This is a genomic window from Verrucomicrobiota bacterium, from assembly GCA_039027815.1.
GTDB lineage: Bacteria > Verrucomicrobiota > Verrucomicrobiia > Verrucomicrobiales > JBCCJK01 > JBCCJK01.
The window spans coordinates 1-13,885 of the sequence record JBCCJK010000035.1; the positions used below are offsets into that span (position 1 = coordinate 1).

The following is a 13,885-nucleotide window of genomic DNA, read 5'->3' on the forward strand; positions in this document are numbered from 1 at the left end:
ACATCTTGATTTGCCTTGGTCCTCCTACGTGCCGCTTTCTCCAACACTTCGCGCTCTTCCTTGCTCAATTCCAACGGTGCTTTCGGTCGTCCTTTTGCCATACTTGCATACTCGACCATCGGAGAAAAAGTACAAATTATCAATGATACTTTCTTCCCTAACAGGACACTAGGAAAGATCCTCGAACGAGCGGATGAAATTCACGATCTCGTCGGTCATCTGGAGCGGCACCACGCCATCGCTCAGGTGGCTCAGGAGAGTGTGATACTGGTCCATCTGCTCCTTGTCGGCAGGCGAAATTTGTCCGTAAGCCATGGACCAATCGCCGAAGATCCGCCCGGATTCCCGGTGCTCGCCAGCCAGCTGTCGGACGGCGTGGTGGCGTTCATCTTGGCTGATCTTTTGAAACAGCTCCTTCACCACCGACTCGCTGCCCTCGAGGACCTGCATGTAGTGAGCGGCCTCGTAAATGAGAAGCCCGGTCACGCCCAGGCGACGATTCTTCTCTCGGGCCTTGGTGAGTAGGTCAGCGACCTGTTTGTCGTTCAGGGATTTGGACTCCTTGCTGATGTAACAGATGGTGAAAATCGATTCCGTGGAAGACTCCGGCTTCATAAGATGAGTGAACAGCGGGAAGGGTGCTTTACCTGATGAGCCAGCCCCGCTCAAGACAAAAGAGCGTCGAGCTTGAGGATCAGCCACTCCCCTTTAGCTTTTCCGGTGGACTGTGCTCTCCCGATCGCCCAGCAGCGCTTTTGCGCCATCGACTTCGAGTCCTCGCGCGCGAGCGGTCAGCCGCTCGAAGTGGGCCTCTTTTTGATGGAGCATCTGGAGTGGCGACCCGACCTCGCCTGGGGCCGTCGCCTCGCCTCGCCCAGCACGCCCGACGCCCCCAGCCTGGTCAGCCTTTGGCCGGACTTGGTGCACCGCCTGCGCGACCGGGTGGTGGTAGCCTACGGCGCGGGCACCGAGAAGCGATTCTTGCGGACCTTTCCCCTGCATGGCTTCGGCCCCTGGATCGATGTCTTGCCGCTGGCCCGCTCGGTCCTGCCCGCCTTGCCCCGCCATCGCCTAAGCGATGTGGTGGCGGCCCTCGGCCTGCAAGCATCGCTCGCGGAACTGCTGCCGCAGGGAGCCTTTCACGAAGCGCTTTTTGATGCCGCCGCCTGCCTGCTGGTCCTGCGGGACCTCATCGCCCGCTGCCAACTTTCCGAGCAACCCCTGGAACTGCTTTTCAAGCCCGATCTTTCGCAGTATTACCAGCAGGCGGAGCGGCGCTCTCCGTGAAAACGACCCTTATGCGATACCGCTGCCTCCTCTTCGACTTCGACGGAACGCTGGCCAACACCCTGGCCCAAGCACGTCTCGTCTTCAATGAGCTCGCGCCCGCCTTCCGGCTCCCGGAGGTGGCCGAGGACGCCATGGAGGACTTGCGCGAAATGAGCACCCGCCAGCTCATCCGCCACCTGGGAATCCGCAAGCGGGACGTGCCGAGGCTCCTCCTTCAGGGCAAGCGCCTGCTAGGCTCCCGCCTCCAGGAGATCGACTTGGTCGAGGGCATCCGGGAACCGGTCTCGCGCCTTCGGGAGAAGGTGCAATTGATGGGCATCCTGACCTCCAACTCGGTCGAGAACGTCGAGGAATTCCTGCGCTTGAAGGACTTCGATCTCTTCGATTTCGTCAGCTCGGTGCCCAAGCTCAGCGGCAAGGCCAAACACATCAAATCGATCAGTCGGACCTTCTCCCTCCACCGGGCGGAAATCATGTATATCGGCGATGAAATTCGCGATATGAAGGCCTCGCGGAAGGCGGGCATCTCGGTGACCGGGGTGACCTGGGGCTTCAATAGTCGCTCCGCGCTCGCGGCCCATTCGCCCGACTACCTCCTGAGCGACCCCGCCGAATTGCAAGTGCTCGGAGAGCACCTCCTGCTGCCACCCAACGCCTGATGGAGATCCATGAGTTTTTCACCGTATGGGACTGGCTGGTGGTCCTGGGCTACCTCGGCCTGACCACCTGGGTGGGCCACCTCATGCGGGGCAAGCAAGCCACCATCCGGGATTTCTTTTTGGGGGGGCGCTCGCTCCCTTGGCCGGCGGTCTCAGGCTCACTCATCGCTACCGAGATCAGTGGGGTCACCTTCATCGGAGTGCCGGGAACGCTCTTTGCGCTCGAAGGAGACTTTCGCTACTTGCAATGGGCGCTTGGCTCCATCCTCGCGAGATTTTTGGTGGCTCGTTTTATCGTGCCTCTTTACTACGAGCGGGAAATCTACAGCCCCTATGATTACATGGGGCAGCGGCTGGGACGGGCCGCCAAGTCGCTCGCCACCGTCATGTTCACCGTGGGGAGCATCTTGGGCCAGGGGGTTCGGGTCCTGGTGGCGGCCCTGCCCCTGCGGCTGGTGACCCCGCTCCCCCTGGAGTGGTGCATTGTCATCATTGGGCTCTTCGCCATCGGCTGGACCCTCATGGGGGGCATGCGGACGGTCATCTGGACCGATGTCATGCAATTCGCCCTCTTTTTGACGGGGGGGCTCATTGCCTTGGTCTTGGCGATCACCAGCCTCTCAGGGGGCTGGGGAGAGTTCTGGAGCTTGGCCAATCAGTTTGGTCGCACCAAGTTGCTCGATATGGAGTTCGGCTTCCGCGCCGAGTTGGAATTCACTTTCTGGGTGGCCCTGCTGGCGGTCCCCTTCCAGAACCTGACCGCCTTTGGGGTCGATCAGTTGAACGCCCAGAGAATGTTCTGTTGTCGCAACGCCCAAGAAGCGGGCCGAGCGCTCGTCTTCAGTTCTTTAGGCCAGATCCTGACCCTCCTCATGCTGCTGGTGGGAGCGGCCATCTTTGTCTTCTACCACGTCTACCCCATGGGCGAGGTCGAGCGGGCCTTCCTCCAAACGGGCAGCGAAACCGTCGGCGGCAGCCAGGTGCCCGTCCCGGGGACCTCGCGCGACTACATCTTCCCCATGTGGATCGTCCGGGAATTGCCTCCAGGGCTCTCCGGCCTGATTCTGGCCGGCGTCTTTGCGGCCGCCATTTCCAGTCTCGACTCCATTCTGGCCGCCCTCAGCCAAACCACTCTCTCTCTTCTTTATCGACCGGAAACCCGCACCGATCAGGAACTGGAATCCATGAACCTGGTGGCCAAGTCCCGCTGGCTGGTGGGGGCCTGGGGCCTGCTCCTCATCCTCTTCACGCTGGGGCTAAATCAAATCCGCGAGGGCATCCCCATCATCAGTCTGGCCTTCGGCATGACCTCCTACACCATGGGGCCTCTCCTAGCCTTGCTTCTGTGTTCCATCCTCGGAAGGGGGCGGGTTCCGGGACTAGTGGTAGGCTTTGTGATTTCGTTTCTTCTGGTGATGCTGGTGCGGGTGGATGTTTGGGTCTTGCTCTTTTTGGCGGACTTCCCCGTGGCTTGGGCGGCCGCGCTCCCGACGCTCGAAATGAATGACGCAGGCGATGGCGTGCGAGCCCTTTTCTGCTATGCCTGGGCCTGGCCGGTCACCACGGCCGTGACTTTCGCCTGTGGCTGGTTTTGGCCCGAAAAAGAGCGCGTTTCTCAGTAACATTCTGTGCAGCCAACCAAAGAAGCTGCCTCTCCGTGGTTTTCCTTGGCCCGGGCCAAGCGGGCGGGCGGTTGTTCTGTGGAACGTTCCGAAAAACTTTTTAAGATTCCTTCCCGTCAAGCGAATTTCGAGTGAAGAATTTTAGGAAATCGACCGAAAAGAGCTTGTGTCTTGGAGGGCTTTGTCGCTACTCTGTGGGCTCTTTGGAAGGGTCTTCTCCTGGCCCCCCCGCCTCTCCTCTCACCTCTGTCTACAATGCATAACTCTTTCAACACTAATCTATTACTAAAGGTTTCTTACTTGGCATCGCCCCTCCCTCCTCTGGCTTCTGCCGGGTTGGGGTGGCCGCCTAGGGTCGTTGGAGTCGCTTCAGTTTGAGGGAGTTGGATCAGCGACACGGTGATGGCTGAATCAAAGCTCCCCGAGGGCACGTCCGAATGGGAAAGGGTGGGCACCCTCCTCCACGATCAGGTCGGCCCGGCCGCTTTTGACCGCTGGTTTGCTGACTGCTCCTGCAGCGGTCTGACGAATGGCAAGCGACAGGTTTGCGTTCCCAACCAGATGTATCAGTTCTGGATGGAGAGCAATTACCAGGCGCTGGTGGAAGAGGCCTTCGCCGCCCTCGATGGCGAGAAGGTCTCGGTGGAATTTTGTGTCACCCGAAACTGCCAGGGATCGACTTCTCTCACCGGAAAGGCCGGTTCCTCTCAGACTAGCGCCCAGGAGACGAAGCCGTCTCCGGACAAGGCGAAGAGCGCGGGCTCGTCTAGCCACCAAACGCCGATCACCAAGCCCAAAACGAGCGCCTCCGCGAAGGAGAAAAAGCTCAAAAACGCGCGACTCAAAGCCGACTTCACTTTCGACACCTTCGTGGTGGGCCCGGCCAATCAGTTTGCCCAAGCCGCCGCGATTAGCGTGGCCAAGGCGCCCTCTCGTTCTTACAACCCGCTCTTTCTCCACGGCGAGAGCGGGCTCGGCAAGACGCATCTCATGCAGGCCATCGGGTATGAGATTTTGCGAAATTCCCCCAAAGCCAGGGTGCTCTATCTCACCTCGGAGACTTTCGCCAACGAGTTCATCGAAGCCATCTCCAACCACTCTCTGCCGAAGTTTCGCAAGCGCTACCGCACGGCCGATGTCCTTTTGATCGACGACGTCCAGTTCCTCGGCGGCAAGGAACGCTCCCAAGATGAGTTCTTCCATACCTTCAACACCCTGTTGGACGGCCACAAGCAGGTCGTCCTCTCAAGCGATTGTCCGGCCTGCGAGATTTCCCAAATGGACAAGCGGCTCATCTCCCGCTTCGAGTGGGGTCTATCCGGGCAGTTGCAAGCGCCTGACACCGAAACCCGCATGGCGATTCTCAACCAAAAGATGCGGGCCTGGCCCCAACCCATCGAGCCGCACCTGGTCCGTTTTTTGGCGGAACGAATTCGGCGCAATGTCCGCCGCCTCGAAGGCGGCTTGATGCGGGTGGCGTCCCTCGCCTCGCTCAAAGGACGGATGCCCAGCCAAAACGAAGTGGAAATCCTCTTGCAAGACCTCCTCCGGGAAGAAGTGCAAAAGGTGCCCACCATCGATAGCATTCAGCGAAAGGTGGCGGAACATTTTGACATCCGGGTCGCGGACATGACGAGCCGGCGTCGGCCCGCTCACATCGCCTTTCCCCGGCAAGTAGCCATGTATCTCAGCCGGCAGCTCACTCCCAGCTCCTTGGCGGACATCGGCGAGGCCTTCGGCGGGCGGGATCACGGAACGGTCATCCATGCCTGCAAGGCCGTCACCAAGCGGATGGAGACCGACAGCGCCGCCCGGCAAGCGGTGCTCCTTTTGGAAGACTTCGTGCAACAGCGCTAACTCCGCCCCGGCCAGGCCAGCCCCAAGATCTTGTGGTTTCCTGGGCGCTTGGGTGTCAGTGATTGCGTTTCGCGCTCGAGAACGTTTTTTGGTTAGACAGTCTCTGCGAACCTGTGCAGAATGCGGGACCCGGCCCATCTCAGAAGGGGCCGCACCCAAGAGCATCCATGAAGTTTCAGGTATCGAAGGAGGCGTTTTCGGCAGGTTTGCAGCAGGTTCAACATGTGGTGGGCGCGCGCACCACCTTGCCCATCCTTTCCAATGTCCTGATCGAGGCGGCCGACGGGAAACTCAAGCTGACCACGACCGACTTGGACGTCGGCGTCACGGGAGAAGTGGCGGCCGAAGTCACGGAGCGTGGGGCCACCACCCTGCCAGCCCGTCGACTCGGCAGCATCATCGGAGCGCTCCCGACTTCGGAGATTTCGATCTCGGTCGATAGCAAAAACGTCGCTTCCATCCAGAGCGGCCCCAGCTTCTTCAAAATCCTGGGCTTGGATGAAGAGGAGTTTCCGCCTCTGCCCGACTTCGGCCAGGCCACCGAGTTCACCCTTCCGCAGGCGGCCATGAAAGATAGCCTGAAGAAGACGAGCTATGCCATCTCGAGCGATGAGACCCGCTACGTCCTCAACGGCACGCTTTTCTCGTTCAAGGAAGGTCGCCTGACGATGGTGGCGACCGATGGGCGGCGGCTGGCCATGGTGGATCTCGAGGTCGAGTTTCCCCAAAGCCAAGAAACCGAAATCATCGTGCCCGCCAAAGCCGTCTCCGAGTTGTCTCGCCTGCTGGCGGACGAGGGGGAACTCACCATCCGCATCAGCGATGGGCAGATCTCCTTCGAGCTGAATCAAAATCTTCTCGTGAGCAAATTGATCGATGGGAACTACCCCAACTACCGGCAAGTGATCCCGATGGAGACCAACGAGCGGGTCACGATCGACCGGGAAATGCTCTTCACGACCGCTCACCGCGTCTCGCTCCTCACGACCGAAAAATCCCACTCCATCAAGATGGTCTTCGCCAAAGACAGCCTGACCATCAGCGCGAATGCACCCGACATTGGGGAGGCCAAGGAGGAGATCCCCATTGCCTACAGCGGCAAGGAAATGGCCATCGCCTTCAATCCCGACTTCCTGATGGCCCCTCTCCGCAATTTGGAGGAGGATGAACTCCATCTCCATCTCATCGACGAAATGAGCCCGGGCGTTTTCAAAAACCAAGGGACCTTCCTTTACGTCCTCATGCCCATGCGGGTCAGTAGCTGAGAGCGCGAGCGGAAGCGTAGGGTAGAAACAGCCAACCCGCTCTTCCCATGCCCTGCCTCCTCTCCCGCCGCTCCTCGACAACCGGTCTTTTTCTCATGGCAGCGGCTCTCGGCCTCCTAGCCTTCTGGAGCACCGCCCGGGCGGACTTTTGGTCCGGCTTTCGAGGCCAAGGTCTCAGCCAGACTGACCTAGAAAACCTCCCGCTGACTTGGTCAGAGGAGGAGGGCATTGCCTGGCGGGTTCCCTTGGCGGGCTTTGGGCAATCCAGCCCCGTGGTGTGGGGAGACCGGGTCTTCGTCACCAGCACCGGGGGGGAGCAGAAGGAAGATCTCTTTGTCGAGGCCTTCGCCGTCTCCACTGGGGAGCGGCTCTGGCAAAAGCGCTTTCCCTCCTCCGCACCCGTGAAAAAGGTCAGCCGCATGATTTCCCAGGGGGCCCCCACGCCCGTGGTGGATGGAGAGGCCCTCTATGTTTTCTTTGAAAGCGGCGATCTCTTCAGCCTGACCCACGGGGGCGATCTTCGTTGGTCGCGCCAGTTGACGGAGGAATTCGGCGAGTTCGAAGGGCGACATGGGGTGGGCAGTTCCTTGGTCAAGGTGCCGGGGGCGCTCGTTCTCCTGCTGGAGCACGATGGGCCCTCCTACTTGCTTTCGATGGATCGGGCGACGGGTCAGGACCTCTGGAAACAGGATCGCGAGCCACGCATCTCGTGGAGCACGCCGCTCTACTTGGAGAGCAAGGGGCAGCTGGTCATCAGCTCCAATGGGATCTTGGAAGGCCGCCGAGTCCGTGACGGCCGCCAAGTCTGGTGGATGGAGGGAATCAAAGGAAACACCGTGGCCTCGCCCAGCAGCGATGGCTCGCTCGTCGTGATTGGTTCCTCCTCGCCGAAGCAGAGCCTGGCCATCCGCCTGGAGGCGGAGGAAGAAGAGGCGGGCTATGCCTTTGCCTGGCGGGCCGAGTCGGTCACGAGCAGCTTTGCCTCCCCGCTCATCAATCGCGAAACCGTCTACTACATCAACCGAGCCGGCACCTTGCAAGCCCAGCGCTTGGCGGATGGCACCCAGCGTTGGGAGCACCGGCTTCCCGATAGTTGCTGGGCCTCGCCTTTGGCTGCGGGAGAGCGACTTTATTTTTTCTGCAAAGATGGCACGGGCGTGGTCATGGACGCCGACCCCGCCCAGCCCACCGTGCTCCAAGTGAACACGCTGCCCCTGGAGGACAAGGTCATTGTCTATGGCTTCGCGGTCGCTCCCGAGCGCTTCCTGGTCCGCACCGGACGAGAACTCTTTGGGATCGGGCCCGCTCTCTAATACCAAGGTGCAGAATTGGCTGGTAGAATGGCCGAGTGGATTTCGGGCCAGACCAAGGCGCGACGAGGGCGCGGTGCAGGCACCGTAACCGAGGAGCAACGGAGGGCTGGCTCGAAAGACTCCGGCTCTTCCTTCCCCGCGCTTCAGCGCCTCTTCCACACATCACCTTCCCTCCATTCTTCCAGTGAATTCTGGTGGTTGGTATTATACCAAGCTACCGAACCCCCAGCGGAGGGCGGGGGCTACTTTCCGCGTTTGGGCCGGAGTTCGAACTGGGTCAATTTCTCCCGCATGGTGAAGCGGGTCACCCCCAGCCAACGAGCGGCTTGGGCTTGGTTGCCCCCTGAGAGCTGGATGGCTTGGCGGTAGATCTCTTTTTCGAAGGTTTTGTTCAGTTCGGGGAGGGCGGCCTCGATGTCGCCCTCGACCGCTTTCTGGATGGTCTTTTGGACGAAGGCACTCAAGGTGTCGCTGAGGACGCCATCGACGGCTTGCTCGCTCTCGCGCAAAATGTCGCTCAGGGTATCTCGATTGATGGCAAACTCCCGCGATTTCAAAAGGGCCTTACGCAGGACGTTTTGGAGTTGGCGGATGTTGCCCGGCCAAGGGAGATCGCAGAGGTAGCGCACGGCGTCCTTGGTGATGGCCGGTTTGGTGAGACTGAGCTCCCGACCGAAGCGACCCACGAAATACTCGATCAGCAGCGGGATGTCCTCCCGGCGCTCACGCAAGGGCGGGAGGGTGAGGCTGGCCACGTTCAGTCGGTAGAAAAGATCCCCGCGAAAGCGCCCTTCGGCCACCATCTTTTCCAGGTTCTGGTGGGTGGCGGCGATGAGGCGGGCGTCGGCCGGGATGTCTTCCTTGCCCCCGACCCGCTGGATGGTGCGTTCTTGCAGCACGCGGAGCAGCTTGGCTTGGAGGGGCAAATTGAGATCACCAATCTCGTCGAGAAAGAGCGTGGCGTTGTGCGCCAGCTCGAATTTCCCGATCCGCTGGCCCACAGCGCCCGTGAAGGCCCCGCGCTCGTGGCCGAAAAGTTCGCTCTCGATCAGATTGTCCGGGATGGCGGCGCAATTCACGGTCACCAGCGGGAGATGGGCCCGGTGGCCATGCTGGTAAAGCGCGCGGGCAATCAGCTCCTTGCCGGTGCCGGTCTCCCCCCGCACCAGGACCGTGACCGGGGTGGCCGCGATCTTGCCCAACTCTTTGTAAATCTGCGTCATGGCACGGCTGCGCCCAATCATGACGTCCTCGCTCTCGTCCCGCTCGATGGTAGAGACGGGCTTGGACATTTGGCGGGCGTCCCGGATGGCATCGGCCACGATTTCCTGCAGCTCTTCCGCCTCGGCCGGCTTGGCCAAAAAATCGTAGGCCCCCAGCTTGATGGCCTCGATGGCGGTGTGGCTGCCGCCTCCGCTCGTGAGCACGATCAAGGGTAGGCGGGGCTTGCGTTTGTGGATGTGATGGAGCAGGGCCAAGCCGCCCAAGCCCTCCAAGCGATACTCCGTGATGACGGCATCGAACTTTTCCTGGACCGCTCGCTCGGCCGCCTCCTGGCCATCGCTGACCACCTGGCATTCCGCCCCCAAGGGTGCCAAGAGGGCCGCCGTCCGGGCCGCGTCTTTCTCCTGGCCATCGACGATGAGGATTCGCGGATTTTTCACGGGCGCGGCCGCCATGGAGCAAGCAAGCCTGCCGCGCAGCCCGGTGCAAGCGATAGCGAGCGGGAAAACGAACCGGGTCCAGCTCGCCGAAGCACCACCCGGCGGTGCTCACTCCGAACGTCGCATGAAAAAGGGAGTGCCCGCCAGCACAAGCGCCGCCAGCAAGTAATAGCCGGACCATTCCAAGGAAGGCTGGAGCACTTCCGCGTAGCGCGGGTATTCAAAGGTGTAGCCATGGATGAAGCCGAGCGCCGCCAAAAGACTGCCGCCGAGCGCCCAGACGGCCGCCGTCAGAAAGCGCCGCTCAATGATGGCCACCACCAAGGCCGCCCAAAGGAGCGAGGTGTAAAGGTAGCCCGCACTCAGCGCAAAGAGTCCAGGCAGCTCAATGGCCTCAGCCAAGGCCGCACTGGCCTGGCCCGTCTCGCCGACGGCCCCAATCGCCCGGGTGGCATAGAGATTGACGAAGGCGGCCAAGGCCGGCAGGAAGCCGATGGCCACCGCTGGCATGTGGGCCCGCGGGACCTTATCGAAGGCTTGGACCGTCATCATGAGCCCGATCCAGATCAGAATGGCCATCCCGGCTTCGATGGGAATGAGCCAGGCCAGGAAGCTCATACTGCCGGTCAGCAGAACGACCGTGAAAAGCGCGGCATTGAGCGTGGAGTAGCCCGCGCGGGCCCCGAGAGCTTTCCAGCCGGGATGACCGATGTAGATCGTGGTGGGGTAGGGCGAGCCAAAGAGGGCCGTGGCCATGGAGCCGATTCCGTTCACCAAGAGGGCGGGGCGAGCCGGGTAGCGATCGCCCGCCGCCTCCGCGCTTTCCAGGTTCATGAGCGAGCCGGTCAGACTGACCATCCCCATACTCAGCGCCACCGGGAGAAATTGCGGCAGGTAGGCCCAGGCCTGCCAGATCTCGCCCACCGCCGGCAGCGGGAGGTGGAAGCCGAGGAACTCGGGAGCGAGAGGGCTGCCCGGGACGACCGCCCCGCTCAGACCTGACCCAGCTTGGGCCCAGGCGATGAGGGTCCCGAGGGCCAGCACGATCAAGCCCCCCGGCACCTTGACTCGAAAGTGCATGCGACCAAAAAAAAGAATGAGAATCAGCAGGAGCGTGGGCAAGCCCACCAGGGGATGGCTGTAGCTGCGGAAAAAATAATCCGCGCTGATGAAAAAGAGGCCGATCCCAGCGATGGCCGAGAGGAGGGCCGCCCGCGGGGTGACCCGTTGCAGCCAAACGACCACCAAGCTGCCGAGGGTCTCGACCAGTCCCGAGACCAAGCAGACGACCAAGCCGATCTGCCAAGCGATTTCCTGGGCCTCGACTTCCGAGAGCCCCTCGGAGAGAGCGCCCAACTTGGCCGGCAGCATGACGGCGAAAGTGAAGACGAGAATCGTCAGCAGATTGATGCCGTAAGGAAGCGCGCAGACATCCTCGCGCCCTTCTCGCTCCGCCAGTTGGTGCGCCATGCGGGAGAAAATGAGGTTGCCCACCAGCAGGCCGACCGCGTTGGCTGGGAAAACCTTCGTGAAGAGAATTTCGGCCTCGAAGCCGAGAACAAAATTCCAAAGGCTGCCGATGAGCAGCAGGGTCACGAGATTGTCGAGGCCGAGGGCGAACAGCCCGTCGAGATCGCCTTTGACAAAACGTTTCATAAGCCTCCCGCACAGGACTGGTAGGAGCGGGGTGGGCAAGCGGAAAAGCGCGCCAATTCCGGCGGGAGGGACTGGAAAGAAGGGAGATCTTTCGTTGTCAGACAGGGGAAAGAAGCGATCGGAAGGCATGCCCAAGCCGAAGACCCGTCCTCGCACCGTGTGGCAGGAGGAAGATTTCGAGATCAAACCCTCCACCATTCCCGGCGCGGGGCGCGGCCTCTTTGCCAAGAAGCTCATCTTCCCGGACGACACCATCGGCCCCTACCTCGGCAAAGTCTTGAGCGATCGACAAGCCGAACGCGAGCCCTATCTCGGCTCCCTCTATCTCGTCTGGGTTTGCAAGGATTGCTGGATCGACGGCGCCACCGGCGGCAACTACACCCGCTTCATCAATCACCACGGGAAGCGACCGAACGCTGAACTCATCGTGACCACCCGCTGGAAAAAAGCCCGCATCGGGGCCAAAAGAAAAATCCGTCCGGGCGAAGAGATTTTCTTCGATTACGGCAAGGACTACTGGGAGGCCCTCGCGCTCGACCCCGAGGGCTAAGACCAAGCTGGAGAATTGGCTGGTAGAATGGCCGAGTGGATTTCGGGCCAGACCAAGGCGCGACGAGGGCGCGGTACAGGCACCGTAACCGAGGAGCAACGCAGGGCTGGCTCGAAAGACACCGGCTCTCCCTTCCTCGCGCTTCAGCGCCTCTTCCCCACAACACCTTCCCTCCATTCTACCAGTGAATTCTGGAGGTTGGTATCAGACCCTCCTCGGCCTCGGGTTGGCTCCCCTCTGGACTCTATAATTACTAGAAAATTAGCATTCCCAGAGCGGGAACTTTTTGCTAGGATGGGGATCTGTATGTGGCGTCGCTTGCGCATGGAACTCTTGCCGGAGAAACCGGGGCGCTTGGCTCTCGTGTTCTTCCTGCTTTTGGGTCTGGGCTTGGGGGCGTCCTTTCTTTCGGAACCGGCCGCCGCGGCCAATCGACAGGCCAAGGTCAATGCGGTCTTGCAGGAACCTCTCTCGGCCATTCGGGTCCTGAGCGGCGAGTCGATCCATCTTTCCTGGAAGCCAGAGGGGCACGAGGCGCTTTTTCACTTCCAGCGGGCGGTTGAGCGGGGTGAAGTCGGTTTGGCGGACCTTCTCATGCGGGTCCCTCGGGAAGAGGACCGCGCCGTCTACCGGGCTTATCATCGGCGGATGGCTGCCATTGGTTCGCGGCAGGAGAAAGACGAAGCGCTGCGATGGAATCGCGTGGTGGCCCAGTGGGGGGATTCCGTGGCGCGCATGCCGACCATGGAGGCGGATGTGCTGCGTCGGACCGGGCAGATCGCCAAGGCGCGCCAGGCCTACGCCGAGGCCTTCGCCATGTGGGAATCGCAGTATGCATTCTTTTGGATGCTGAAGCTGGCCACCCTGCAAGGGGACCGCGCCGCCCTCCAGGAATTGACGGCCCATCCCGGCTTCCGCAGTTGGGCCCCTCTGCCCGCCCAAGCTGAGGTCTGGGAGGCGCTCCAGCACTGGGATGATCTCCTGGTGACGCTTTTTCAAGTCCAAGTGCAAAAGGCCTTCAGTTACCCCGGACTGGCGGCCTTCTATCTCTGGCTACTCGGCTTTGCGCTTTTGATTTTGATTTGCCAGGTGGACCAGCAAAACTGGAAGGTTTTGGGGGTAGGGGTGATGGCCTCTTTGCTCGGAGCGAGCGCGACCGTGCTGACGCTCTTGGGCGAGGCCATGCACGGTGGCCTCTCCACTCTCGGAGCCGGTCTGAGCGAAGGGGACTTGCTCTGGGAGAGCGTGACCGGTCTCGCGCTGCGCGAGGAGGCGTCCAAGCTGAGCTTCTTGGCCCTCTTGGCCCCGGCGCTTCTTCTGATCCGGGCCCGACGTCTTCATGTGATCTTCGCCAGCGCGGCCCTCGGTCTGGGCTTCGCGGCCAGTGAGAACACGACCTACCTCATGGACGTGGGCACCTTCCCCCTCTTCCGCTTCCTCTTCGCAAGCTTTCTCCATATGTTCTGGGCGGGGATCACGGGCTATGCGCTCATGGGCCTGGTCCGCCGGCGCGATGGAAAGGCGCTTGCTTGTTTGGTGCTGGTCTTTGTGAGCTGCCTCGTGGCCCACGGAACCTGGAACGCCTTCTCTCTCCTGCCCTCCTGGGCTCCTTACCATCTGTTCAGTTTCTTGATTCTTTTGGTCACGGGCTGGGCCTTTTTCCACTGCATCCGCCAGCGCCGGGACCCCCATCCCGAGGCACGCCTCCAGAGCGCCGAGGCCTATGTCTTTGCCATGGGGGCGGTCGCGAGTGTCTCGCTCTTCCGGGTGGCTTGGCACCAATCGATCTGGGCCGCGTTCGAGGAATTTGGCTCGCTCCTGGTGGGAGTGGCGCTGGTGGGCTTCTTTTTCTTGCGGGAATTCAATCGGGTCGATCGTGGACTCGACTTGGTCATGCATCCCTCGCGCCGAAAAAAGGCCAGCGCCCCCGAGACCGCCACGCTCCTCCCCAGCTCGAAAGGAAACTGGTAATACCAAGCTGCGGAATTGGCTGGGAGAAGGGCCCAAAG

11 protein-coding genes are annotated in these 13,885 nt (G+C 61.3%); 8 read left to right on the top strand and 3 right to left on the bottom strand.

What is annotated here, in order from left to right; genetic code table 11:
- Nucleotides 1-168 precede the first annotated feature (168 nt).
- A complete protein-coding gene (locus AAF555_09670; GenBank protein MEM6911835.1) occupies nucleotides 169-615 on the bottom strand; it encodes a BLUF domain-containing protein in 447 nt (148 codons plus the stop codon).
- A gap of 105 nt (nucleotides 616-720) precedes the next feature.
- Here AAF555_09670 and AAF555_09675 point away from each other — a divergent pair, with 105 nt between their 5' ends.
- The 6 genes from AAF555_09675 (at nucleotide 721) to AAF555_09700 (ending at nucleotide 8,006) form a co-directional block, all read left to right on the top strand.
- Nucleotides 721-1,287 (top strand): 3'-5' exonuclease, encoded by a 567-nt coding sequence (locus tag AAF555_09675; GenBank protein MEM6911836.1) that lies wholly within the window; start codon nucleotides 721-723, stop codon nucleotides 1,285-1,287.
- On the top strand, nucleotides 1,284-1,949 hold the full coding sequence (locus AAF555_09680) for an HAD hydrolase-like protein (GenBank protein ID MEM6911837.1): 666 nt from the start codon (nucleotides 1,284-1,286) through the stop codon (nucleotides 1,947-1,949). Before AAF555_09675 ends, AAF555_09680 begins: the two co-directional genes overlap by 4 nt.
- Nucleotides 1,949-3,571, top strand: coding sequence for a hypothetical protein (locus AAF555_09685; GenBank protein ID MEM6911838.1), 1,623 nt, complete (start codon nucleotides 1,949-1,951; stop codon nucleotides 3,569-3,571). The genes AAF555_09680 and AAF555_09685 overlap by 1 nt, the downstream gene beginning before the upstream one ends.
- A 402-nt stretch (nucleotides 3,572-3,973) precedes the next feature.
- The gene (gene dnaA / locus AAF555_09690) at nucleotides 3,974-5,428 is read left to right on the top strand and encodes a chromosomal replication initiator protein DnaA (protein ID MEM6911839.1); all 1,455 of its coding nucleotides are present in this window, start codon (nucleotides 3,974-3,976) and stop codon (nucleotides 5,426-5,428) included.
- 167 nt (nucleotides 5,429-5,595) lie between these two features.
- Nucleotides 5,596-6,693 carry a DNA polymerase III subunit beta gene (gene dnaN, locus AAF555_09695; protein MEM6911840.1) on the top strand — a complete coding sequence of 366 codons (1,098 nt, stop codon included), beginning with the start codon at nucleotides 5,596-5,598 and terminating at the stop codon, nucleotides 6,691-6,693.
- A 47-nt stretch (nucleotides 6,694-6,740) separates the two neighbouring features.
- Nucleotides 6,741-8,006, top strand: coding sequence for a PQQ-binding-like beta-propeller repeat protein (locus AAF555_09700; GenBank protein ID MEM6911841.1), 1,266 nt, complete (start codon nucleotides 6,741-6,743; stop codon nucleotides 8,004-8,006).
- Between the two features lie 242 nt (nucleotides 8,007-8,248).
- Here the strand turns inward: AAF555_09700 and AAF555_09705 are convergent, their stop codons facing one another.
- A complete protein-coding gene (locus AAF555_09705) occupies nucleotides 8,249-9,670 on the bottom strand; it encodes a sigma-54 dependent transcriptional regulator (GenBank protein MEM6911842.1) in 1,422 nt (473 codons plus the stop codon).
- A 108-nt stretch (nucleotides 9,671-9,778) separates the two neighbouring features.
- Nucleotides 9,779-11,326 carry an NCS2 family permease gene (locus AAF555_09710; protein ID MEM6911843.1) on the bottom strand — a complete coding sequence of 516 codons (1,548 nt, stop codon included), beginning with the start codon at nucleotides 11,324-11,326 and terminating at the stop codon, nucleotides 9,779-9,781.
- Between the two features lie 127 nt (nucleotides 11,327-11,453).
- On the opposite strand from AAF555_09710, the gene AAF555_09715 reads away from it, so the two are divergent.
- Nucleotides 11,454-11,876: an SET domain-containing protein-lysine N-methyltransferase gene (locus tag AAF555_09715; protein ID MEM6911844.1), complete on the top strand. Its 423-nt coding sequence runs from the start codon at nucleotides 11,454-11,456 to the stop codon at nucleotides 11,874-11,876.
- Nucleotides 11,877-12,182: 306 nt separating this feature from the next.
- Nucleotides 12,183-13,847, top strand: a complete 1,665-nt coding sequence (locus tag AAF555_09720) for a PrsW family glutamic-type intramembrane protease (GenBank protein MEM6911845.1) — start codon at nucleotides 12,183-12,185, stop codon at nucleotides 13,845-13,847.
- The last annotated feature ends 38 nt before the right edge of the window (nucleotides 13,848-13,885 follow it).

Excerpts from the sequence above, each read along its gene's own strand:
- AAF555_09685 (MEM6911838.1), top strand. The coding sequence starts at position 1,949 with ATGGAGATCCATGAGTTTTTCACCGTATGGGACTGGCTGGTGGTCCTG.
- AAF555_09715 (MEM6911844.1), top strand. The coding sequence starts at position 11,454 with ATGCCCAAGCCGAAGACCCGTCCTCGCACCGTGTGGCAGGAGGAAGAT.
- dnaA (MEM6911839.1), top strand. The coding sequence starts at position 3,974 with ATGGCTGAATCAAAGCTCCCCGAGGGCACGTCCGAATGGGAAAGGGTG.
- AAF555_09700 (MEM6911841.1), top strand. The coding sequence starts at position 6,741 with ATGCCCTGCCTCCTCTCCCGCCGCTCCTCGACAACCGGTCTTTTTCTC.
- AAF555_09670 (MEM6911835.1), bottom strand. The coding sequence starts at position 615 with ATGAAGCCGGAGTCTTCCACGGAATCGATTTTCACCATCTGTTACATC.
- AAF555_09720 (MEM6911845.1), top strand. The coding sequence starts at position 12,183 with ATGTGGCGTCGCTTGCGCATGGAACTCTTGCCGGAGAAACCGGGGCGC.
- AAF555_09710 (MEM6911843.1), bottom strand. The coding sequence starts at position 11,326 with ATGAAACGTTTTGTCAAAGGCGATCTCGACGGGCTGTTCGCCCTCGGC.
- dnaN (MEM6911840.1), top strand. The coding sequence starts at position 5,596 with ATGAAGTTTCAGGTATCGAAGGAGGCGTTTTCGGCAGGTTTGCAGCAG.